The organism is Kiloniella majae (assembly GCF_002118315.1).
Classification (GTDB): domain Bacteria; phylum Pseudomonadota; class Alphaproteobacteria; order Kiloniellales; family Kiloniellaceae; genus Kiloniella; species Kiloniella majae.
Genome location: NZ_MTSZ01000001.1, coordinates 552282 through 574031, shown reverse-complemented (window position 1 = coordinate 574031; position 21750 = coordinate 552282). Strand labels below are relative to the sequence as shown.

The following is a 21750-nucleotide window of genomic DNA, read 5'->3' as shown; positions in this document are numbered from 1 at the left end:
CCGCTTGGTCTTTTACGTCAACTGACTTGAAGGCCAATGGACCCTATTCTGCAGCCACTTTTGCGTCGTCAATTGCCTTGAGCACCCGTGGGGGTGACATCGGTAGTTCTGTCATACGCACACCAGCGGCGGCAGAGACACCATTGGCAATGGCGGCCAGTGGCGGCACGATCCCGGTTTCACCAACACCGCGCACGCCATAGGGGTGACCGGGGTTGGGAACTTCGACAATTACTGTGTCGATCATAGGCAGATCGGATGCGACGGGCATACGATAATCAAGGAATCCAGCGTTTTGCAGCTTGCCATCATCGCCATAGATATATTCTTCGTTGAGTGCCCAGCCAATACCCTGTGCGGCACCGCCCTGGAACTGTCCCTCGACATAGTCCGGATGAATTGCTTTGCCCGCATCCTGAATTACGGTATAGCGGATGATATCCACCTTGCCGGTTTCGGGATCAACCTCTGTATCCACAATGTGGGTACCAAAGCTGACGCCAGCACCATCAGCATTGTATTCGTGATGCCCGGCAATGGGGCCACCCGTTTTGCCAGCGGTTGCTGCGATTTCAGCGAGGGAAAGCGGTTCAAAGTCCCCAGCATTGGGGCCGGATGGTTTGGCGCAACCATCTTCCCATGTGACGGCTTCAGCGGGGATATCCCACATCATGGCGGCACGTTTGCACATTTCGGTAACGGCTTGTTGTGATGCCTTGATCACTGCCATACCGCTAGAGAAAGTCACGCGACTGCCTTCGGTTGTGTCATTGTACCCAAGGGCAGAGGTGTCAGCCACGATGGCACGTACCTTATCGTAAGGAATGCCAAGTTCTTCGGCGGCCATGATACACATGGAAGCACGAGATCCCCCGATATCGGGGGTGCCTACTGCAATAGTCACGGTACCGTCGGCATTGATGTTCAGATTGGAACAGGTTTCACCGCCGAAGTTGAACCAGAAACCACTGGCTATACCGCGACCCTGATTGGGACCAAGAGAGGCGCTATAGTGTGGATGGGCCTTGGCTGCTTCGAGCGTTTCAACAAGACCGCAAGATCCGAATTTTGGCCCGTAAGAGCTCCTAGCGCCTTCCTTGGCAGCGTTCTTCAGGCGAAGATCAATGGGGTCCATGCCGATACGCGCGGCCAGTTCATCGACCACACTTTCGACTGCATAGACGGACATGGGGGCACCGGGGGCACGATAGGCCGCGCCTTTAGGGCGATTGGTAACCACGTCGTAAGCTTCGGTCTTAACGTTATCCAGCGCATAACAGGCAAAAGCCGACATTGCCCCGAAATCAGCCGGGGCACCGGCAAAGGCACCGCCCTGATAGCGGAATTCACCATATCCGGCTGTAATCCGACCGTCTTTGGTGACGCCGATTTTCACGTTCATACTGGAACTTGCGGTTGGGCCCGAAGCTTTGAACACCTCGTCCCGCGTCATGGCGATTTTCACAGGGCGACCAGCCTTGCGGGAAAGGGCAAGGGCGACGGGTTCAATAAAGACCGTTGTCTTACCCCCAAAGCCACCGCCGATTTCAGAAGCCGTGACCCGCAGACGGGATACATCAATACCCAGCAACGATGCACAGACCTGACGAACGTGGAAGTGACCCTGGGTACAGCACCACAGCTCGCTCATGCCATCTGCGCCAACGTTGGCGACACAAGCATGTGGTTCAATGTACCCCTGATGAGTAGCCGCAGTTTTAAAGCTGCGTTCGATGATTTCGTCGGCCTGGGCAAAACCAGCGTCGATATCGCCGTGACCGAATTCGCTCCGGGCTACGACGTTTGATGGTTTTGTGGGGGCCGGGTTAACACCTTTCGTGATGATGTCGTCGTGAAGCACGGGCGCATTCGGCGACATTGCCTCGTCCACATCTGTGACGTGGGGCAGGATGTCATAGTCGATTTTGATGAGCTTGAGCGCCTTGCGGGCAACGGGACGGCTGGTTGCCGCTACCGCCGCGACGGCATGGCCTTCGTAAAGGGCCTTTTCGCGCGCCATAATGTTGTAGAGAACATCGGCATGGTCGTCGTTCGGGGCAAAGTCATCGCGGGTGACAACGGCTTTGACGCCGGAAAGTGCTTCTGCTTCTGAACTGTCGATACTTTTGATGACAGCATGCGGGTGCGGACTGCGCAGGATCAGGCCAACCAATTGACCGGGCATAACCATATCGGCGCCAAAGCGTGCACGGCCCGTTACCTTGTCCATCCCGTCGGGGCGCGCAGGGCGAGAGCCGACAACCTTAAAGGAAGATGCTTTTTCAGCATCATATTTTGATGTCGGGCTTTCGATCTCTTTTTTTACAGGTGCGTTATCTGCATCAGGATTGCGAGCCATATCAATTCCCTCTCATTTCTGCGGCGGCGTCCATGACCGCGCGAATGATCTTGTCATAACCTGTGCAGCGGCACAGGTTCCCGGCGAGCCAGTAGCGAACTTCGGTCTCGGTCGGATCGGGTTTCTTTTCCAAAAGGGCCTTGGCCGCAACAACAAAACCTGGTGTGCAAACGCCGCATTGCAAGGCGGCATTGTCGAGAATTTTTTGCTGTACGGGGTGTAGCTCTGTACCCTTGGCGATACCTTCGATAGTACCGATTTCACGGCCCTGTGCCTCTGCGCCCAGCATCAGGCAGGAACAGGTCAGACGACCATCAACAGTAACAGAGCAGGCACCACAATCGCCAGAGGCACAGCCTTCTTTGGAGCCGGTCATGCCGAGCTTGTCACGGAGAACATCGAGAAGGGTTTCTTCGACGTCACAGACATATTCAACGGCATCGCCATTGATTTTGGTGGAAACATGAATACCGGACATGATTATTTCTCTCCCCCGTTAGAGGCTCTTGCATTGGCTCTCTCAAGAGCAATCTTTGCGGCGCGGGTTGCCAGAACGCCGGCGACCTTGGTGCGAAATTCAATGGTACCGCGCTTGTCGTCGATCGGCTTACAGGCGGCAGATGTGGCCGCAGCCACTTTTTCCAGCGCGGCGTCATCAACTTTTGTTCCGATCAGGGCTTTGGCTGCGTCTTCGACCAACAGAACCTTGATGGCAACCGCACCGAGGCCAACACGGGCATGGGTGCAAACACCGTCGCCATCCAGTTCCAGACTGACCCCGACACCGACAACCGCGATGTCCATTTCCGTGCGCGGAATAAAGCGCAGATAGGCATCGCCAGCACGTTTTGGACGGGCAGGCAGGAAAACGCTTTCGACCAGTTCGCCCTTGGTGAGGGTGGATTTCCCCGGTGCGACAGGAATATCAATTACGGGAACATCGCGGCGACCATTGGGGCCGACAATAGTTGCAATTGCATTGGCGGCAACCATTCCTGGAACACTATCCGCAGCGGGACCACAGTTACACAGATTTCCGATCATGGTGGCGCGGCCTTGGACTTGTGTCGATCCGATCAGATCTGCACCTTCCATAACGCCGGGCCAGAGAGCGCAGAGGCCTTTGTGCTCATTCATTTCTGCTGAGGGAACGGCTGCACCGATACGATAGCCACCATTTTCTTCGACAATTGATGTCATGCTCGGGATATTTTTTACGTCAACAATCAGATCAGGCTCTACCATGCCTGAACGCATTTGTACCAAAAGGTCGGTGCCACCCGCCAAGACGCGGGCCAGCCCTTCTTCACCTGCCAACAGGGCAGCGGCGGCTTCTACGGTTTGAGGGGATTCATAACGCATGTGTATTTAGATCCATCTGTATCATCTCTGGTGTGTCAGCTTTGGCTGATGTGTTTTTTATTATGTTTATTTGTTTCTAGGTGGTCATGTCACAGTTTGCAAAGAAAACACGAGCTGTCAAAAACGCTCTGTTCTTTATTTTTTACGGTTTCTTTGTCAGATTGCTCTGTTTAATTCTGAAAATCAATATTTCTTTATGATTTTCACAGGTTTTAATAATTGAGGTGTTCAATAAAAGCATCAATTACGGTGCTTTACACTCTGTTCACCGGGTGGGGTTAGGCTTCTGTCTCGCTGGTTACACCTTTAATTAGGTTTATATCTAAGGCCTGTAATAGATTTATACTTGCTGAAAGTATCTTAGGATATCTAGGGGGGATATAGGAACCGTTTTTTGGCTCTTCAAGATGGTATTTTCCTTTCTTGAATATTGTTAAAGTCAAGTATCTTTCTTGAGATACCCTAAATGGGGGATGGCATCACCGTTAATAGATTTCATTATTCGCTCGGAAATAACCTTAATTATTACGCAGGCATTTGTTTATTGAGTATGTCGTTGAAGCGTTAATACCGTTTTTTGCACCTGTGATGTGAGAGTTTTGGTTATCATAAGAGATAATTAAAGAGAAATATTATGAAAAAAATCATGATTTTTGCCGTAATTTGTGTCGGTGGCGTTTTCGGATATTTTGCAATGAATGCAATGTTTGAAACTGGTAAAGCTGAAAAAGCACAAAAAGCGATGGCCGCGGAGATGAACAAGAACTTGCCGCTGCAAGTTGATGAACTGACAACTCTGGAAGCCGTAACTAACGAGGGATCAGCGCTGGTTTATAATTACAAGGTTAATGTCAATAAAGATGATACTGATCTGGACGTCTTTAACTCAGAAATCAAAAAGACTTTGAAGGCGACGATGTGTGACAAGGAGCCTTTTACCACGCTCTATAAGGGGGGCGCTTCTTATGTGTATATCTATGCAGATGCTGTGGGCGAGGAGCTGACTGAAATCACCATTGACGCAGATACCTGTAAGTCTTGATCGCTTTATACGGGGCATAGGTGAGAAAACTGTATTGCACGGATATTATCCTCTTTTGATAAGGTTAAATAACCGGATTATTGAGGGGGGAAGGCGGAACTGTCATCAGCTGAACCATTATCGGCTGTGGGGGGACAGTTCCGTCTTGTTTTTATTAACGAAATAAAATTAATAGATATTTTCACCCAATTGTTTATTGTTTTCTAATGAAAGCTGATAACACGAGAAAGATGATACGCTTTAACTGATCATTCAGTCATCAGATGGTATTTTGCCGCAACAACAAACTTGCAAACAGGATCTAGGTAAAAGTTAAATCTATTGTTTTGTGGAATAGCGGCATTTATCCAGGGTATTTAAGTGTTTGATTCGATATTAAATATTTTAAATGAAATTGTTTTAACACTACTGGGGCTTTTAGTTGGGGTCTTACAATATCCCTTTGCTCCCGGACAGCGTATTTTTTGGTTGTATTTGGTGTCGTCGTTATTTTTAGCGTATTTCGTATACCGAAGCAGTAATCAGGCTGACGCTAAAAACACACTTTTTACAAAATCCTTTTTAAATTTTCTGTTTCCGAGAGAAATTTGGGAAAATCCTTCGGCTTGGCTTGATATCAGATATTTTTTCTTTCATCAGGTCGTCAGGTTAATGATTTATGGTGTGTTTCTTGCCGAAGTTATGGCTTTTATGTTCAACTTACTGACAGGTGAAACTGGGGCAATACCTGAAAGTATTACATTTCTGGAGAGCGACCTGGGACATATTCTGTTTTCAACAGTATATATGTTTTTGCTCATTGCCTTTATTGATTTTATATCATTTGGCATGCACTATCTACAGCATAAAATACCCTTTTTATGGGAATTTCACAAAGTCCATCACAGTCTGGAAGTGATGCATCCTATTTCTAATTACCGTGAACATCCCGTTGATAATATCTTCTACATGGCTGGAACTGGAACGGCCTACGGACTTTTTCTGGGGGGTGTATATCTTTTATTCGGATATTTGCCAACAATGCCACAAATCCTCGGGGTTCCCTTGTTGTCATTTGCTTTTAATATGCTGGGCTATAACCTTCGTCACTCTCATATCTGGCTGAGGTGGCCAGGCAATTGGTCAATGGCTTTTGCATCCCCGGCCCACCATCATATTCATCATAGCTGTCACCCTGACCATATTGACAAAAATTTTGCCTTTATTTTTCCGATCTGGGATGTTGTTTTCAAAACCTACCATCTACCGGAAACAAATAAAGACGTGCATTTTGGTATCTCTAAAACATATGTGAGTGAATACAAAAGCATCCTGGCTCTTTATTTTTTACCATTTATCAAAGTGGCAAATCTCCACAAAAAAGCGGTAAAGACTTCAAAGAAAACCTCATCATAGTCAGGAACTTTTATTTATCACTATTGCCTACCATTGAGTTCTTCCTCTTTATAGAAAGTTGTTCTGCCAGATAGTCGATCAGCATGCGAACTTTGAGGCTGGATGCGGCCCCGCGTGGGTAAACGGCGAAGAGGTCAAGCGTGGGGATGCTGTAATCCGGTAAGAGTATTTCAAGGCTACCTTTGGATTGGTCATTGATGTCGTGTTCGGGCAATACCCCCAGACCGTGGCCGCCCAATATAAATTCGAGACGCGCACCGGCATTGTTTGTGTGTACCGGGCCTTGAATGCGGACTTTGCTGTGTTGACCATCTTTTGTCAGAGATAAAAGGCCCGAATGCCTGCTGTAGGTCACCCAATCATGCAAAGCCAAATCTTCGGGAACGGATGGTTTTGACCTGGTTGCAAAGTAAGCTGGTGCCGCACAGATACGGCGGACAGTACTGCATATTTTTTTCGACATCATATCTGAATCATCCAAAGGGCCAGATCTGATGGCAATGTCATAGCCCCCTTCGATTAGATTGGTAATATCGTCTGTCAGTTCTACGTCCAGCTCAATACCCGGATAGGTCAAACGAAACTGGCTGAGCAAAGGAACAATACGCTTGAGGCCAAAGTTGGTTGAGCAGGTCAGGGAGATACGGCCGACTGGCTGGTCACTCAGGCTTTGGATCCTGCGTGTTGCGGCTTCGGCTTCTTCGCTGATTACTTTACAGCTTTGATAATAGTCCTGTCCGGCGCTGGTCAGGCTAAGGCTTCGGGTGCTCCGGTGTAACAATCTGGCGCCAAGACGTTCTTCTAGCAGTTTAATCTGGTGGCTAACGGCGGCGCGTCCTATGTCGAGTTTACGTGCGGCAGCGGCAAAGCTGCCGCTTTCGACGACACGTGCAAAGGTTATCATGCCGCGTAGATCGTCCATTAATTTGATCCTTTATCCTGACCAGTGGTTACTGAAACAAGTGATATGGTTTCAGTTCGCGTTCTTTTATGATTTTATTGTCTAATTAAATTAGACAATATGTATTCTTCTTAGTCTATTATCTTTTTATTGGTAACGAATTATCTTTTGTTCAGACGCAGCGATAATTGTGTTTATGTAAGACAACATAAGGACTTGGACATGAATATATTGATGATTGTTACTTCTCACGAAGATTTTGGGACAAGCGGCAGAAAAACCGGACTTTGGTTAGAAGAATTTGCGGCCCCCTATTACCGTTTCAAAGAAGCAGGGGCTGATATCACCTTGGCTTCACCTGCGGGTGGTCAACCGCCTGTTGACCCAGCAAGTCTGGGTGATGATTTCCAAAGTGATGATACCCGCCGCTTCAATGATGACAGCGAAGCACAGGATTTATTGGCAAATACTAAGCTTTTGAGTTCTATCAAGGCTGATGGATTTGATGCCGTGTTTTATCCGGGTGGGCACGGACCGCTCTATGACTTGACAGACGACGAGCACTCCCTGGCTTTATTACGGGCTTTCGATGCGGATCAAAAGCCTATTGGTACCGTCTGTCATGGTGTGACAGCGTTGATTAAAGCAACGACTGCAGAAAATAAATCGCTTGTGGACGGACGGGAAATCACCGGTTTTACAGATAGCGAGGAAGCAGCCGTTGGCGCGACAGAGATTGTTCCGTTTTCGGTCGAGCAAGAGCTGGCAAAAGTGGGGGCAGTGTTCCGTTCTGCGGATGATTGGGCTGATTTTTCTATTCGTGACGGTCACATTATCACTGGACAAAACCCGGGATCGTCTGATTCCGCCGCACGCCTGCTGCTTGACGTGCTAAAGGCATAGGACTTTAAAGCGCTAGAATATCTGAAGGGGTAGGAGGTGACAGAAACAGATGTCCACCTGCCCCTTCAAGAATTCTGTATCGGCACTATATGTGACCAGTACTTTTTTTAACATCCAGCCAGTATTTCTTTAACATTAGTAAGAATTTGATCATGCAAAAGCTTTTTGAGCCTCTTTCTTTTACCCGCGGCCCGGCGATGAAAAACAGATTTATGCTGGCACCGCTGACCAATATGCAAAGCCACGAGGATGGGACGCTTTCTGATGACGAGTTCCACTGGTTGACGATGCGTGCCAAAGGCGGCTTTGGTCTGACTATGACCTGTGCAGCCCATGTTCAGGCTATTGGACAGGGATTTCCGGGGCAGTTGGGTGTTTTTTCCGATGATCATCTTCCGGGCTTGACCCGTCTGGCTAAGACAATCAAAGCTGAGGGCAGTCTTGCCATTGTTCAGCTGCATCACGCTGGCATGAGATCGCCGTCCAATTTGATCGGTGCAGATCCTGTTTGTCCTTCGAATAATGAGGAATATGGTGCACGAGCACTAAGTACTGCCGAAGTTGAACAGTTGATCGAAGATTTTATCGCCGCCGCTGAACGGTCTGAAAAAGCAGGCTTTGACGGGGTCGAAATCCATGGCGCACACGGGTATATTCTGGCTCAATTCCTAAGCCCGAAAATCAATCAACGCGATGATCAGTTTGGGGGCTGTCTGGAAAACCGGATGCGGCCTATTCGGGAAATCATCAAGGGCATCCGACAGCGATGTGGTGACGATTTCAATGTTAGTCTGCGCCTGTCACCAGAACGCTTTGATATGGATCTTGGCGATGTTATTCAAGTTGCCAAAGGTGTCTTTGCTGCGGGTGATATTGATTTCCTTGATATGTCATTGTGGGATGTGCGCAAGGAACCCGAGGATGAAGCCTATAAAGGACGTTCACTGATCTCGTACTTCACCGAACTTGACCGGGGGACTGTAAAGCTGGGCGTTGCTGGTAAAATCATGAGACAGGCGGATGTAGAATATTGTCTGGATGCCGGTGCTGATTTTGTTCTGATTGGCCGGGGTGCTATTTTACATCATGATTTCCCCGAGCAGTTGGCAAAGGATGCCAATTTCGTTCCGATATCGCTTCCAGTGAAGGCCGATCATCTTAAACAAGAAGGTTTGGGTGAAAAATTCATCACCTATATGTCTGGTTGGGATGGATTTGTTCAGGCCTAAAATCATAAAATTATTTGTTTGATCTGAAAGAGAGTTGGGGGTGGCCAACTCTCTTTTTTTGATTCTGGATAATCTCAAGTAACTGTTTGGGAGGAGCGTCGTTCAAGCAGTGATTTTGTATAAAATATAACACGGCTTGATTTATTTATGCTGGTATTCTCTAATATGCTTAATCCCTGATTAAGTGTAATAAATTACACCTGAATCCACATAAAATTATAATTTGATAGGTTTAATTAATGAAGTACGTGTTGACCCGTGCGCCAGTTTTGGTGGCGATTTTGGCGGTGATTTTGAGTGTGTGTATAAATTTTATGCCTTTGAGTGCTCTTGGCCAGAATGATAGTGACCAAAATGATGCTTCCTTTTGGGATCAGACACGGACAGGCGCAAATGCATTCAACAAACAACAGACAGAAGCCTGGTTTGAAGATGCCAGCGATTTGGGGGTGTCATGGGTCAGGCTGGCTTTTGATAAATGGGAAAGCAAACACCGGGATTTTCTTGTGGGAGATGCTGATAATTATCAAGGGCTTGTTGAAGAAGACTTTGCCAAGTTGGAAAAGGTTCTGGATTGGGCGGATGAGCATAATCTCAAAGTCGTGCTATCACCTCTCACACTTCCCGGCGCACGTTACAGACAGAATAACGGTTTTAAATATGATAGCAGACTGTGGCGCGATCCTGCATTTGCGGATCAAGCGAACCGCTATTGGTTTGATTTGGTAACACAGTTGAAAAATCATCCCGCTGTTGCTGCTTACAACATTATAAATGAACCCGCGCCAGAGCTTGGGACCGGACTTGCTGAACACGATGTTCCCGGTAATGTAGAGCGTTTTATGCCATGGTATGAAACACATAAAAACACTCCCGCAGATCTGTATGCGTTTTATAGCGGGATTATCAAAACAATCAGAAGCGTTGACCCGAAAACAATGATCATGGTTGATGCTGGCTGGTATGCACAACCCACGGCTTTTACCTATTGGCCCGGGCCTTTGCCTGATCACAATATTCTCTATGCATTTCACATGTATGAACCGTTTGATTTCACATCGAACGGTAATTTTAAAAACAAAAAGAATTTTGTATATCCGGGTATTGTGCCGTTTGCCGGAAAGGATGTGAATTGGAACAGGGATAAAATAAGGGCTTATCTTGCGCCGTTCTATAAATGGACCGAACAGCACAAGATTGCCCCAAACAGACTGGTGGCAGCAGAGTTTGGATGCATGCGCCGTAACAAGGGCTGTGCGCAATATCTAGGTGATGTCATTGATGTCTTTGATGAGAACGATACACACTGGGCCTTTTATTCATTCCGCGAAGACGAATGGGACGGTTATGATTACGAAGTTGGAACCGGTGGGTTGCCATGGGATTATTGGAAGGCTGTGGATCGCGGTGAAAAACCAGAAGTTCCGCGTTCTGATACCGATATTTTCCTGACGATTAAATCGAAACTGAAATAAATTCGGCCAAGAAAACAGCCTGTGTTGGCGGCTTTTTTGCACCGGGTTCTATAAGTGCCAGTTTTGAAATAACAGTTTAGAGATAGCATTGGGTTTGGAATTTTTTCTCGAAAAAATCCAGAAATGCTTGGACGCGGGCTGGCATGAGGCGACTTGGTGGGCGAACTGCCCAAATCTGCCAGTCCGGGCCAATTGTATATTCATCCAGAATAGGAAGAAGAATTCCCGTTTTAATTTGCGTTGAAACATCCCAGAGAGATTTTAAACCAATTCCGACGCCGTCAGAAATGACATCTGTAATGGAATCGCCGAGATTTGTTGAAAAATTACCGCTGACCTGGATTTCATGAGCGGTTTTATTCTTGTCGATTAATGTCCAGTTGTGGGTTTCGCCAAGAACGATACAGTTGTGACCTGTTAAATCCTGTGGCGTTTCGGGGATGCCATGCTTTTGTAAGTATGTGGGTGACGCAACAAGAACACGTGGATTATTGGCTAATTTGCGGGCAATCAGACTGGAAGATTTTAGCGACCCAACTCTGATTGCCAAATCAAAACCCCTTTCAATAATATCTTCTGTTGTATCGCTTAGGCTAAGCTTGAGAGACAGTTTCGGGTGTTGTTCCAGGAACTCGGCAACGTAGGGGATAATTTGGTTTCGCCCAAAAGAAGCTGACGTTGTTACCCGTAATTCACCGGATACATTTTCTGTTGAAGAGGACATAGCTGAATGTGCAGCCTCAACGGCTTCTAGTATTTGTTTGGCATGGGCCAGAAAAATTTCACCATCGCTTGTTAAAGAAACAGCACGGGTCGTTCTGTTTAATAGCTTGCTCCCGATATTTGATTCCAACATCTGAATTCTTTGCGTCGTTGCCGTTGCTGATAAATCAAACTCTTCACCTGCGCGACCAATCGCATTTAAAGCGGCTATTCGAACAAACAGCTCCAGTGATTTTATGTCAAAACTCATTATTCTTTTAATCCAAATAGTCTTTACAGAATTATCAATATTATAAATTAAAGCAAAAAAATATACATAACAGCCAGTAAAAAATGACCAATGCGTTTTAAATATACTGGAGTAAGTTATGCCAAGAGTTCAAGTGCTTGAAAATGTGAATGCATCTGAGGAGGCTAAGTTCTTTCTGGATGCAATTATGGGGAAAATAGGGAAGATTCCCAATTTTTTTGCAACCATCGCAAATTCCCCCAAAACGGCCTCGGCTTTTAGTCAATTCAATAGTGCACTAGCGGAATCCAACCTGACTGTTGAAGAGCGTGAGGCAATTGCTTTGTGTCAGGCATCTTTCCACGGATGCCCGTACTGCTCTGCTGCTCATACCGCAATTGCACAAGCATCGGGCGTTGATGAAACCGAAGTTATTTTGAACAGGATTCAGCGTTCCAGTACACCAAGAACACAGGCTGTAATTGATTTTACAATGGCTGTATTGAATGACCGTGGGGCCGTTACTGATTTTGCAGTAAAAGCTTTTAAAAATGCAGGTTTTGAGGATGCACATATTGTTGATGTGATTGCCGTCATCACAGCTAACACCTTTACAAACTACGTCAATCTGGTCGCTCAAACTGATGTTGATTTTCCGCCCGTGAAAATTTCAGAACCAAAAGCTTAGTTCCCCTATATATCCGGAGTAAAAAGATGAAATCTATTTTAATTGCAATGCTCGCCTGCTCGACAGCTATTTCAGCCTTGAACATCACATCATCCCTTGCCGAGGAGGTGACGGAAACCGTTGCCAGTTTTGATATTCGTCCAGGCAATCCATCTATCACACCAGATGGTCGTATTCTTGTGACCATTCACCCATTGATCCATCCATCAACAAAGTTGGTCGAGGTGACAAAATCAGGGAAGAAAAAAGCTTTTCCCACCGAAGAAATTGCCGTTGGTGACACTTCAAAGCTCAAGGCGCCTTTGTCGGTTCGGACCGATGATACAGGTGTTGCCTGGATACTTGACTTGGGGAGTAAAAACATTCTTGGGTGGGATACAAAGAGCAATAGTTTGGTCAAAGAAATCCAAATCCCTGATGGAGTTTTACAGCCAACAAGCTTCTTACAGGACTTTGCGCTGGATCAGAAAAGGAACCGCATCATTATCGCTGATATGACGCAGGGTGATCTTAAAAGTGCAGCGATCCCCGCATTTGTTTCGGTTGATCTTGAAACAGGAAAAGCCCGTCGCGTTGCAGAGAGCCATCAGGCACTTATGCCCGAAAAAGAAGGGGGATTTGCTTTAAATCCAATAACAATTGACCCTGATTATCAATGGGTTTATTTCGGGGCGATGCATGGTCGAAAGCTATACCGAGTACCGGCTGAGAGCTTTGACGGAAACGCAGAAAATGTTGGGAATAGTATAGAATTTTATGGCCCCAAACCGTTTTCAGATGGCATTACTGTGGACACTGCGGGCAATGTTTATATCACCGATATTGAAGAGAGTGCGATCGGTGTGACGAATAACAGCAGTTACAAAGTATTGTCCCATTTGCCGGAAAATCAAAGTTGGCCTGACGGGATGGCTTTTGGTCCTGATGAATATGTTTATGCAACGGTAAACCAGTTGGATAGAACCGCAGCATTGAACAACGGTATCGAAGCCGGAAGTGGTGAATACAAATTGGTCAGGGTGAAGGCTTTGGCTAAAGGTACAACCGGTCGTTAGACATAACTGTTTAACTGTAAGGCTTTGTTGCGTAACAAAGCCTTACTTATATTCACGAATTATTTTGATCTTAAATTTCTTGCGATAGTTCGTAGAGATTGTTCCAGGGATCTGTGAAAAAGGCGAGTTGTCTCTTTATATCTTCGACGAAGAACGGCTCTGCAATAATCGTAACACCACGTGATTTTAACTCTTGCAGTGTTTCTTTCAGGTTTTTCACCGCAAAGCAGATGTGATGGCTTCCGCCTTCGTTAAGACTTGCCCCAAGATCATTATGTTTTTGTTTTGGAAAGCTCAAATCACCGCCAATGAGTTCGATGAGAAAATGATCGTCAACTGCTGGGGCCAAATAAGCAAGTTTCAGATCTCCTAAGGGCCATTGATGAAGAACTCTAAAGTCCAGCTTTTCACACAACCATGTTTGTGCAGCATCAAAATCCGGAACGCGAAGTGCTAAATGATCTGCCTTGAGAGAGGAAAAGGGACTGGACTTATTGGGGAGAGTTGTCGATTTAAAAGGCATTTCATGTTCCTGCTATAGTTTGTAAATATTGTGAAGAAACTATAATCAGTAATGATGAGGCGCCGTTATATCGATCTCGTGTATTACTTGCCTAATTCTCCAAAATAATAGCAAGCGTATATATTTTTTGAGTGTATCCAGTCATAATCCTATGATGATGTTTCTTACGGTAGGTGATGTAGTTTGAGCCACGACATTTTGCTTGATATTGTGAATAGATTAGCGCCAATGGAAGGTGAAAACCTTACGTTAGTTCCGTTGATAAAACTTTATCGCCATGAAGAGAGCTTTCGCAGACGACCTTATATGTACGGGCCTTGTATTTGTATCGTGGTACAGGGGCGAAAACGGATGTACTATGGGGGAATTGGCAATCAGGATAAATTCAATGACTATAATCCTGAAAATTATTTGATTAATTCAGTCTCACTTCCAATTGAATCCGATGCCTATGATCTTAGTGTTGAAGAACCGTTTTTGGCGATCCAAATAGATATTGATCAGAGCCTGGCGAGCAAGCTTGTTGCCGAAATGGATGGAGATGGAGCAGAAAGAAAATGTTCTAGGGATACTGCCAATAATCTGGATATCTCGCTGTCGTCCCCGATGACGCCGGGGTTAAACGCTGTTGTCTTACGATTACTGGAAACATTGGATGATCCCGTTGCAGCCAAAATCTTGTCACCAGTGATTATATATGAACTCTATTACGAGATCCTGCGCGGACCACGAGGGCAGTTGTTACGTAACTGTGTTGCACAGGATATTTATGCCCATAAGATAGCGCCCTTGGTGCATTATATTGAAAACAATTATAACAAGACTATCACGATAGAAACATTATCCGCACTTGCCGGGATGTCGGCCTCGTCGCTTTATACGAAATTCAAAGAAGCGACGACAATGACCCCATTACAATTTATTCAGAATTTTCGACTGCATAAAGCGCGTAGATTGATATTGTCTGGAACTTCGATAGGGGATGCTTCTTATGCAGTGGGATATAATAGCCCAAGCCAGTTTAGCCGTGAATTCAAGCGATTATTTAATCAGTCTCCGAGCGAAATAGTTTAAGTCTTTATTTACACTATCAACCCTAAGGTTTTTGTGTGTTTTGTTTATTCAATTGATCTGTTTGGCACAGGTGTACTGATCTGTATTGGTCCGGATTTGAGGCCTGTTGGCTTTAGAAGAGTTTATATGCGGTCTTTTATTACAATTCTTGTCTATACGTTCTTTATAGGATGGGTGAGCAGTGTTTCTGCGCAGACAGTTTTTACGGCACGGGGACCGGAAACCCCCAATGACCACCGCTATGACTATCAACAAAAACTTTTGGAACTGGCGTTGGAAAAAACCCGTGAAGACTACGGGGATTTTACCCTCGTGAAATCACGTATGGGATCGAACACCAAACGTGCGATGTGGGAAGTGGAAACAGGTCTCTACGAAAACTATTTTGTGGCCAATGCGGTCACACCAAAACGTCTGGAAAACTTGGTCCCTGTGCCTTTTCCGATTGATTTGGGTATTCTGGGCTATCGGGTGTTTTTTACATCAGAAGAAACCAAAAAGAGGCTTCGGTCCGTATCGTCGCTTGAGGATTTGAAAAAATTCCGGATGGTTCAGGGGCTTGGCTGGAGCGACAGTGAAATTCTCAAGAACGCGGGATTTCAGGTTGCAGAAGCCAGTGATTATCACGGGATGTTCCAGATGGTTGCGAATAATCGGGTAGATCTCTTTCCCCGGGGAATTAACGAATTTCTCAATGAATGGAGAACCAACAAGCACATTGAAAACCTGTCCTACGATGAAGGGCTTATTCTCTATTACCCCTTTCCAAAGTTTTTCTATACGACACGGGGCAATGAAGCACAGGCAGGACGCATCATGACCGGATTGGTTCGGGCTTATGATGACGGTTCTTTAGTAAAGCTTTGGGAAGCAGAATATAAAAGCAGTATTGACCAGGTTGGTCTGCTTCATCGGAAAATCTTGTCAATTCCCAACCCCAATCTGGCGCACATTGTGCCGGACTATAAGAAGTATTTTTACTTCGCGTCGCAAAATGGCACGCATTAGCTCCGGAAAAATTGATAACACTGATTGGCATAATCTGGTAGTATGAGGAAAAAATCTTTTGACACTTGCCCTATCTTGTTGTGATGGGCAGGCATGTGAAAGGGGTTGGTGGGTATGACAGAAAGTGCGTTAAAAACTTTACGCTCTGATTGTTTGGGCCGGATTTTCGCTCAGGTAACTTTGCTTGTTTTCTTTTCCTGTCTGGCTCTTAACCTGTTTCTGCCAAGTGCGACATTGGCTACTGAAAACAAGGTTCTCAATACAAATTCGGAAAAGGTTTCAGAGAAAGTTACCGTTACCATAGGTGAATGGCCGCCTTTCCTGACACAGGAACTGGAAGGTAAGGGCGTTGTTGCGGAAATGATCGTTGAGATCTTTGCCTCGCAAGGTATCGAAGCAGAGCTTACCTTTTTACCATGGGGGCGAGGTTACCACGAAACTTCTTTAGGCGGATTTCAGGCCATGGGCGTCTGGATGCATAAACAAGAACGTGAGCAAGAGTTCCTTTTCAGTGATCCCATCCTCAAAGAACAGTTCGTCTTTTTTCATCGCAAAGATCTGGATTTTGATTGGGAAAATATAAATGACCTCAAGGTGTATCGCCTTGGGGGAGGGATTAAATACAGCTATGGTCCGGAACTGGATGCAGCTGTCGCAGACGGCATGTTGGTTATGGATCGTGGGCCAAGCGATGAAGTAAATTTTCATAAACTGCTGACGGACCGTATCCAGATCTATCCCCAGGAAAAGTCAGTCGGGTATTTTGCCCTTATGAACCACTTCTCTGCCGAGGAGCGTGCCCGGATAACACATCATCCCAAAGCAATTCTCAATAACTTGAGTTATGTTCTCTTTCCAAAAGCACTGGAAAACAGCGCAGAACTCATGGCCCGCTTTAACAAAGGCCTGAAAGAATTCCGTGAAAGCGGTGCCTATGATCGCTACATGAAGCGCCTGACCGATGATGAGACGTCTTGAGGTGCTACTTAAGGCGGCAAAAATTCAGATTGTCTGCTGCTGAGATTATCAAACACTAGAATTATCAAAGATTAAAATTGTATCTGACACAGGTCAGTTCTATACAATATTTATGTGCAAGCTATTACAGATCATTCAGAAACTCGCGCCAGTAACTTCCGGTGAATGGGAAAGCGCAAAACCCCTGTTTCAGTTTCGATCCTATAAGGCAGGCGAGATTATTTTTTCTGCAGATGACAAGCCAGAGGAAATTCATTTCCTGACCCGGGGAATTGGCCGCTATTTTTATGTTGATAGAGAAGGCCGCGAGAGAAACAAATCTCTGGTCAAAGCGGGTGGGGCTTTTGCAAGTATTTCTACAGTGGTGAGTGGTGACACCAGTCCTTTTTATACCCAGACCATAACATCCTGTGAAACAGCAGCGATAAAATATGGCGACTTAATTGAACTTTCGGAAACCAACAACAACTGGGCTTTGTTTCTACGTCGGGTCTATGAAAATCTTGCGTTGAAAAAAGAGCGTCGGGAAGCTGCGTTTTTAATGCTTTCTGCACGAGAGAGGTATGAGGCGTTTCTTGCTGAATTTGGGACAGAGAGCAGCCTTGTTCCCTTGCGACATGTTGCGATGTATTTGGGGATTACAGATGTCAGTCTGTCCCGCATTCGCAAAGAGATGGGACTTATATAGCAATTTTCATTTTGTATTGAGGCTCTTAACATATGTTAAGGCGCGATGCAGACATATCATCTACATAGATCACTCCTAGAGCTACTCGTAAAAGTCTCGCTGAGTAAATTTCTCTGACCGGAGTGATGAAATGAAAAAACTTCTGCCACCTATCCTGTTTTTATTATTTGTCATCCTTATGGCTGTGAGCTGTTGGTTGCAAGGATCTCCGCATCACGTACCAGAGAATTATCATCTGCTGACACTTCCTGTTGTTATTGCGGGCTTGATATTGGCCTTTTCCGGCAGTCGGCTGTTTCGGAAAAAGGGAACAAACATCATGACTTTTGGCGAACCGGATTTACTGGTTACCGAAGGGGTTTTTAAATGGTCGCGAAATCCGATGTATCTGGGGTTCGTTACATCTTTGTTTGCGCTCGCGTTTCTTATGGGCGGTGCCTATAGTTCATTGGCTTTGGCGGTTGTGTTTCTGTTGATCACAGATCGTTGGTATATTGCCTTCGAGGAAAAGGCCATGCGGCAAAAATTCGGGGCTGAGTACGATGCCTATTGCCAAAAAGTGCGCCGCTGGATTTAGCTCTAGAATCTACGGGATCTAACTGAGAACCTATCCAGTTTAGCTAGAAATGAAGTTCCAGCGATATTCCTTATTCCCGATAAGACGGATCTGTTTTATCCAGCATGGACTTCAAGTGGTCAAAGTGGGCAAAGGAGGCGTCGCTGAAATCTTCCCAGCTGCGGGCGGTTTTTTCTGCGATGTCGTCGCTCATGATGTTTAGATCCTGTCCAGTAGAATAGGCTAGGACCAATGTTTTCGCCGCGCGTTCAAGGAAGTAGAGATCTTCGAAAGCTTCGGCAACAGTATCTGCAGCGACAGATACACCGTGATTACCCATCATCATGACGGACTGGTTGCCAAAGGCACGGGCGATACGCTGGCCTTCTTTGGCTTCATCTGCAAGGCCCTCAAAATTGAGATCGATGGCAATGCGATTGAAAAAGCGGGCAGTATTCTGATCGATAGGTTTAATGGTCGGGTCTTTAAGCGTTGCCAGTACCGTGGCATAGGTTGGGTGACAGTGCAGCAGAACGCGGGCATTGGGAACTGCGGCATGCACGGCACCATGAATACACCATGCTGTCGGATCGGGCGCATCAGGCCCGTTCATAACTTCGGGATCATCGGCATCTAGAAGCAAGAGATCACTGGCCCTGATATCTGAAAAGTGCTTCCACTTGGGATTTAAGAGAAACTTTTTACCGTCAGCAGACACCGCCGCCGAGAAATGATTTCCCACGGACTCATGCCAGTCAAAATGAACTGCCAAGCGAAAAGCCGCCGCGAGATCGACACGAAGTGCCCATTCTTTGGCGTCAGTTATGTTGGACGGCCCGTTGCTATGAATATTCTGCATGTTCTCGTTTCCTGACGCTTTATAATAACCCTTCATCTTGACGAACAGCTTGCTTGCAGCCCTGAATATTTACAAACGAGAAAAAGAGAGTACTGTCATTAGTCAAACTTATGGATTTCTTATGGTTAAAGATATTTCTCTAAATCTGGATTTGTAACATAGCTGACGGTAAAGACATGAACGGTCAAAATCTTCCCCCTTTGAACTGGTTACGCGCTTTTGAAGCCTCGGCCCGGCATCTATCTTTTACCGGGGCGGCGCGTGAATTGAACATGACGCAATCTGCGGTCTCTCAACAGATCAAGAGCTTGGAACAGTCGTTGGGGTTGCCGCTTTTTGTGCGCCAACCAAGGGTTCTGTTACTCACCGAAGCCGGAGAGAGCTATCTACCGATTATTCAGGATGCTTTTGAACGTCTGCAAAGCGGAACACTTTCCTTAACGGGCGGAGACAGGGGGCGGCGGTTGACCCTACAGTGCAACATGTCTTTTTCGGTCTTTTGGCTGACCCCAAGGATGAATAGCCTTTTTAATCGCTATCCCTGGTTGACGTTAAACGTGGTGCCGGAACTCTGGACCAATTCAACAGAACCCTCTGCGTCGCTTCTTATTCGTTTTGGGCGGGATGTAGCGCGGGATACAGATGCAAAGTTGTTATCCCAAGGCAATTATTATCCCGTCTGTTCTCCGGGAGTTGCTGAAAATGCTGATTGGCACAAAGATCGGCTGTTTGATTGTAGCGGTATTACCTGTTCCTGGAATGGCTGGCTTGGTGATCAGGGAAAGGCTTTGCCCGAAAGCCAATCAGTCAACCTTGCCTCAACCTACAGTATCTCCATCAATGCCGCCGTACATGGAGCGGGCCTTGCCATGGGGCATGATGTACTGGTTCAGGATCTGATCGCGCAGGGGCGACTGGTTAAACCCTTTGCCCATGAAGCCCCGATGCAGGAAGCCTACTACCTGATGCAACCGGCTCGCCATAGCCAGACACCCTCCAGCCGTGCCTTTATCGAATGGCTGGAAGAAGAGTTCGAATAAAAATTAAATTGTGCTTATACACTCTTCGCGTAGTGCTTTAAACTTAGCACGGCCTGCTATGTAATAAGTTTCAATACTATCTATTGTTGTGGGGGAGCTTTTTAGGTAGTAAGCACTACTTGCTTTGATTTTAGCACCACTATTTACGGCTGTGGCTTGATAACAAAAGATCAAATAAACAGGTATTTCATTTGATGTTAAAATGAAGCTTTTTTTTGACTTTTTTTGGAACTCGACTTTTTTTTCAGAGATATTATCTTCTGATAAATTTAAAATCTTATTTTGATGGCGATTTAAAAGGATAACTTCAGATTCTATAATTGCTGCCGTATCTCCAATGTTTTCTAGTGTTACAATACTTTTATATTTACCTTTAATCTCTGTGTCGTTTGGTTGGATATATTCTTCTGTTATATCAATGCTAGGTAGGATTGGGTTAAAATAGCCTCCTTTTGCAAAAGGGCTTCCGACGAGGGCAATAATTAACCCTGTCACCGCAATGATTAATCCTATCAATGCAATTGTCATAGTTAGTGGAGATTTTTCTAGCTCATACTTTGAATTTTTATACATGTCGTTAATTCGATTCTTTGGTTCTAGGAAGGTCAATATTTTTATATAAACATTTTTCCAAAATAAAATTCAATCTATGATTGCGTAATTTTTGCAATGCTTTAAAGTTTTGCTTTAGAGGCTGGAGACAGGCACACTGTGGGCAGTTTTGTATTCTCACCAACTAAGATTCTTCATGACAGCTTTATTTGAATTTTTCCTGAAAATCGGGGCGCGGGATTTTTGGCCCTTTTATCGTGACTTGAAAGCCGCCGGGCATATTAGATCGGGGGCCGTTTCTTATTATCTCGCGCGCTATCTGTTTTACAGCCTGTTGGCGCTTGTGATTGCGCTGGTAATTTTATGGGTCATGGGGGCTGTTATCTTTAATCCTGCGGACGGGATTTCTTTTAATCCTGATCTGACTGTTCCTGTCTTTTTTGGGTCGTTGATTGCGCTTTATATCTGGTGGACCCTGATTGAAATGATTGGAAGCATGGCCCATGTCTATAGCCGTGGACAGGTGGCAAAGGCCAAGGTTATGGGCACAAAATCTCGCATGGGTCGCGGGTTTTATGTGTTGCTGCGCTATGAGCATCAGGGAGAGGCGATAGAGACAAGCTTTGCCAAGCAGATTGGTCAAAAGAGCTATTGGGAAGCCTTTCCCCATGATCATCTGGAGGTAATTTATGCCGAAGATAAGCCTGAGTTGGTTATGCCCTATAAAGCAGACAGTTTTGAAAAGCGCTGTCTGGATAGCACGCGTGACGTGCCGCTTAAATAAATAACCGCCGAATAAGTAACTGTGTGATAATTTACCTACAGATTAGGTACTGGTCTGATAGAACGCCAAGCCAAGATACTGACGTAAAAAGAAGAAATCAGAAATTGAGAGAATTAATCACGAAAAAGATCTCCCTTTTTGCAAGAACAGGGGTAAGATACGACCCAGATGGTACAAACAGCAGATGACAGGTGGGGTGAATATCTCTGTAACTGATCGCTAGCAATCGGAACTTATGGGGATAGGTGCCGGAGATAAAGGCTAGGGGGCTGGTTGAGATATTTGAAAACGGGGCGTTGTCGTGTTTGTGAAAAAGTGTGCAAATCA

Annotated in this window: 22 protein-coding genes; 14 read left to right on the top strand and 8 right to left on the bottom strand. The window is 45.8% G+C overall.

Features of this window, described 5'->3' with window-relative positions; all coding sequences use genetic code 11:
• Window positions 1-43 precede the first annotated feature (43 nt).
• From BKB51_RS02725 to BKB51_RS02715, 3 genes are read right to left on the bottom strand one after another with little or no spacing between them, the layout of a single operon-like run.
• Window positions 44-2359: a xanthine dehydrogenase family protein molybdopterin-binding subunit gene (locus BKB51_RS02725; RefSeq protein ID WP_085899557.1), complete on the bottom strand. Its 2316-nt coding sequence runs from the start codon at window positions 2357-2359 to the stop codon at window positions 44-46.
• A gap of 1 nt (window position 2360) precedes the next feature.
• Window positions 2361-2837, bottom strand: coding sequence for a (2Fe-2S)-binding protein (locus BKB51_RS02720; RefSeq protein ID WP_085899556.1), 477 nt, complete (start codon window positions 2835-2837; stop codon window positions 2361-2363).
• A gap of 2 nt (window positions 2838-2839) precedes the next feature.
• A complete protein-coding gene (locus BKB51_RS02715) occupies window positions 2840-3721 on the bottom strand; it encodes an FAD binding domain-containing protein (RefSeq protein ID WP_085899555.1) in 882 nt (293 codons plus the stop codon).
• A gap of 634 nt (window positions 3722-4355) precedes the next feature.
• Between BKB51_RS02715 and BKB51_RS02710 the strand changes: the two genes are divergently transcribed.
• On the top strand, window positions 4356-4763 hold the full coding sequence (locus tag BKB51_RS02710; RefSeq protein WP_085899554.1) for a hypothetical protein: 408 nt from the start codon (window positions 4356-4358) through the stop codon (window positions 4761-4763).
• 360 nt (window positions 4764-5123) lie between these two features.
• On the top strand, window positions 5124-6158 hold the full coding sequence (locus BKB51_RS02705; RefSeq protein WP_085899553.1) for a sterol desaturase family protein: 1035 nt from the start codon (window positions 5124-5126) through the stop codon (window positions 6156-6158).
• Between the two features lie 10 nt (window positions 6159-6168).
• Here the strand turns inward: BKB51_RS02705 and BKB51_RS02700 are convergent, their stop codons facing one another.
• On the bottom strand, window positions 6169-7080 hold the full coding sequence (locus tag BKB51_RS02700; RefSeq protein ID WP_085899552.1) for a LysR family transcriptional regulator: 912 nt from the start codon (window positions 7078-7080) through the stop codon (window positions 6169-6171).
• A 201-nt stretch (window positions 7081-7281) separates the two neighbouring features.
• On the opposite strand from BKB51_RS02700, the gene BKB51_RS02695 reads away from it, so the two are divergent.
• From BKB51_RS02695 to BKB51_RS02685, 3 genes are all read left to right on the top strand, one after another.
• The gene (locus BKB51_RS02695) at window positions 7282-7962 is read left to right on the top strand and encodes a type 1 glutamine amidotransferase domain-containing protein (protein ID WP_085899551.1); all 681 of its coding nucleotides are present in this window, start codon (window positions 7282-7284) and stop codon (window positions 7960-7962) included.
• A 152-nt stretch (window positions 7963-8114) separates the two neighbouring features.
• Entirely contained in the window at window positions 8115-9191 is a 1077-nt protein-coding gene (locus BKB51_RS02690) for an NADH:flavin oxidoreductase (protein WP_085899550.1), read from the top strand.
• Between the two features lie 239 nt (window positions 9192-9430).
• On the top strand, window positions 9431-10666 hold the full coding sequence (locus BKB51_RS02685; RefSeq protein WP_198946607.1) for a glycoside hydrolase family 5 protein: 1236 nt from the start codon (window positions 9431-9433) through the stop codon (window positions 10664-10666).
• A 76-nt stretch (window positions 10667-10742) separates the two neighbouring features.
• Here BKB51_RS02685 and BKB51_RS02680 read toward each other — a convergent pair whose 3' ends face one another.
• Complete coding sequence (locus tag BKB51_RS02680; RefSeq protein WP_085899549.1) at window positions 10743-11639, bottom strand: LysR family transcriptional regulator; 897 nt, start codon at window positions 11637-11639, stop codon at window positions 10743-10745.
• Window positions 11640-11757: 118 nt separating this feature from the next.
• On the opposite strand from BKB51_RS02680, the gene BKB51_RS02675 reads away from it, so the two are divergent.
• Both BKB51_RS02675 and BKB51_RS02670 read left to right on the top strand, forming a co-directional pair.
• Window positions 11758-12306, top strand: coding sequence for a carboxymuconolactone decarboxylase family protein (locus tag BKB51_RS02675; protein WP_085899548.1), 549 nt, complete (start codon window positions 11758-11760; stop codon window positions 12304-12306).
• Window positions 12307-12332: 26 nt separating this feature from the next.
• The gene (locus BKB51_RS02670) at window positions 12333-13361 is read left to right on the top strand and encodes an L-dopachrome tautomerase-related protein (protein WP_085899547.1); all 1029 of its coding nucleotides are present in this window, start codon (window positions 12333-12335) and stop codon (window positions 13359-13361) included.
• Between the two features lie 70 nt (window positions 13362-13431).
• Here BKB51_RS02670 and BKB51_RS02665 read toward each other — a convergent pair whose 3' ends face one another.
• Window positions 13432-13884: a VOC family protein gene (locus BKB51_RS02665; protein WP_085899546.1), complete on the bottom strand. Its 453-nt coding sequence runs from the start codon at window positions 13882-13884 to the stop codon at window positions 13432-13434.
• Window positions 13885-14067: 183 nt separating this feature from the next.
• Here BKB51_RS02665 and BKB51_RS02660 point away from each other — a divergent pair, with 183 nt between their 5' ends.
• From BKB51_RS02660 to BKB51_RS02640, 5 genes are all read left to right on the top strand, one after another.
• Window positions 14068-14958, top strand: a complete 891-nt coding sequence (locus tag BKB51_RS02660) for an AraC family transcriptional regulator (protein ID WP_085899545.1) — start codon at window positions 14068-14070, stop codon at window positions 14956-14958.
• Window positions 14959-15084: 126 nt separating this feature from the next.
• Window positions 15085-15966, top strand: a complete 882-nt coding sequence (locus BKB51_RS02655; RefSeq protein WP_125911768.1) for a hypothetical protein — start codon at window positions 15085-15087, stop codon at window positions 15964-15966.
• A gap of 114 nt (window positions 15967-16080) precedes the next feature.
• Complete coding sequence (locus tag BKB51_RS02650; RefSeq protein ID WP_085899543.1) at window positions 16081-16944, top strand: substrate-binding periplasmic protein; 864 nt, start codon at window positions 16081-16083, stop codon at window positions 16942-16944.
• A gap of 112 nt (window positions 16945-17056) precedes the next feature.
• Window positions 17057-17632, top strand: coding sequence for a Crp/Fnr family transcriptional regulator (locus BKB51_RS02645; RefSeq protein ID WP_085899542.1), 576 nt, complete (start codon window positions 17057-17059; stop codon window positions 17630-17632).
• Window positions 17633-17762: 130 nt separating this feature from the next.
• Window positions 17763-18209 (top strand): methyltransferase family protein, encoded by a 447-nt coding sequence (locus tag BKB51_RS02640; RefSeq protein WP_085899541.1) that lies wholly within the window; start codon window positions 17763-17765, stop codon window positions 18207-18209.
• A 70-nt stretch (window positions 18210-18279) separates the two neighbouring features.
• Here the strand turns inward: BKB51_RS02640 and BKB51_RS02635 are convergent, their stop codons facing one another.
• Window positions 18280-19047, bottom strand: coding sequence for a class II aldolase/adducin family protein (locus BKB51_RS02635; RefSeq protein ID WP_085899540.1), 768 nt, complete (start codon window positions 19045-19047; stop codon window positions 18280-18282).
• Window positions 19048-19223: 176 nt separating this feature from the next.
• On the opposite strand from BKB51_RS02635, the gene BKB51_RS02630 reads away from it, so the two are divergent.
• Window positions 19224-20087, top strand: coding sequence for a LysR family transcriptional regulator (locus BKB51_RS02630; protein ID WP_085899539.1), 864 nt, complete (start codon window positions 19224-19226; stop codon window positions 20085-20087).
• A 3-nt stretch (window positions 20088-20090) separates the two neighbouring features.
• Here BKB51_RS02630 and BKB51_RS02625 read toward each other — a convergent pair whose 3' ends face one another.
• On the bottom strand, window positions 20091-20660 hold the full coding sequence (locus BKB51_RS02625; RefSeq protein WP_125911767.1) for a hypothetical protein: 570 nt from the start codon (window positions 20658-20660) through the stop codon (window positions 20091-20093).
• A 175-nt stretch (window positions 20661-20835) separates the two neighbouring features.
• Here BKB51_RS02625 and BKB51_RS02620 point away from each other — a divergent pair, with 175 nt between their 5' ends.
• A complete protein-coding gene (locus BKB51_RS02620) occupies window positions 20836-21423 on the top strand; it encodes a hypothetical protein (protein ID WP_085899537.1) in 588 nt (195 codons plus the stop codon).
• The last annotated feature ends 327 nt before the right edge of the window (window positions 21424-21750 follow it).

What these genes read in the sequence shown, in the direction of transcription:
- BKB51_RS02630 (WP_085899539.1), top strand. Translation starts at nt 19,224, where the DNA reads ATGAACGGTCAAAATCTTCCCCCTTTGAACTGGTTACGCGCTTTTGAA.
- BKB51_RS02690 (WP_085899550.1), top strand. Translation starts at nt 8,115, where the DNA reads ATGCAAAAGCTTTTTGAGCCTCTTTCTTTTACCCGCGGCCCGGCGATG.
- BKB51_RS02655 (WP_125911768.1), top strand. Translation starts at nt 15,085, where the DNA reads ATGCGGTCTTTTATTACAATTCTTGTCTATACGTTCTTTATAGGATGG.
- BKB51_RS02700 (WP_085899552.1), bottom strand. Translation starts at nt 7,080, where the DNA reads ATGGACGATCTACGCGGCATGATAACCTTTGCACGTGTCGTCGAAAGC.
- BKB51_RS02645 (WP_085899542.1), top strand. Translation starts at nt 17,057, where the DNA reads ATGTGCAAGCTATTACAGATCATTCAGAAACTCGCGCCAGTAACTTCC.
- BKB51_RS02635 (WP_085899540.1), bottom strand. Translation starts at nt 19,047, where the DNA reads ATGCAGAATATTCATAGCAACGGGCCGTCCAACATAACTGACGCCAAA.
- BKB51_RS02650 (WP_085899543.1), top strand. Translation starts at nt 16,081, where the DNA reads ATGACAGAAAGTGCGTTAAAAACTTTACGCTCTGATTGTTTGGGCCGG.
- BKB51_RS02715 (WP_085899555.1), bottom strand. Translation starts at nt 3,721, where the DNA reads ATGCGTTATGAATCCCCTCAAACCGTAGAAGCCGCCGCTGCCCTGTTG.
- BKB51_RS02675 (WP_085899548.1), top strand. Translation starts at nt 11,758, where the DNA reads ATGCCAAGAGTTCAAGTGCTTGAAAATGTGAATGCATCTGAGGAGGCT.
- BKB51_RS02620 (WP_085899537.1), top strand. Translation starts at nt 20,836, where the DNA reads ATGACAGCTTTATTTGAATTTTTCCTGAAAATCGGGGCGCGGGATTTT.
- BKB51_RS02710 (WP_085899554.1), top strand. Translation starts at nt 4,356, where the DNA reads ATGAAAAAAATCATGATTTTTGCCGTAATTTGTGTCGGTGGCGTTTTC.
- BKB51_RS02685 (WP_198946607.1), top strand. Translation starts at nt 9,431, where the DNA reads ATGAAGTACGTGTTGACCCGTGCGCCAGTTTTGGTGGCGATTTTGGCG.
- BKB51_RS02725 (WP_085899557.1), bottom strand. Translation starts at nt 2,359, where the DNA reads ATGGCTCGCAATCCTGATGCAGATAACGCACCTGTAAAAAAAGAGATC.
- BKB51_RS02640 (WP_085899541.1), top strand. Translation starts at nt 17,763, where the DNA reads ATGAAAAAACTTCTGCCACCTATCCTGTTTTTATTATTTGTCATCCTT.
- BKB51_RS02665 (WP_085899546.1), bottom strand. Translation starts at nt 13,884, where the DNA reads ATGCCTTTTAAATCGACAACTCTCCCCAATAAGTCCAGTCCCTTTTCC.
- BKB51_RS02625 (WP_125911767.1), bottom strand. Translation starts at nt 20,660, where the DNA reads ATGTATAAAAATTCAAAGTATGAGCTAGAAAAATCTCCACTAACTATG.
- BKB51_RS02695 (WP_085899551.1), top strand. Translation starts at nt 7,282, where the DNA reads ATGAATATATTGATGATTGTTACTTCTCACGAAGATTTTGGGACAAGC.
- BKB51_RS02720 (WP_085899556.1), bottom strand. Translation starts at nt 2,837, where the DNA reads ATGTCCGGTATTCATGTTTCCACCAAAATCAATGGCGATGCCGTTGAA.
- BKB51_RS02670 (WP_085899547.1), top strand. Translation starts at nt 12,333, where the DNA reads ATGAAATCTATTTTAATTGCAATGCTCGCCTGCTCGACAGCTATTTCA.
- BKB51_RS02680 (WP_085899549.1), bottom strand. Translation starts at nt 11,639, where the DNA reads ATGAGTTTTGACATAAAATCACTGGAGCTGTTTGTTCGAATAGCCGCT.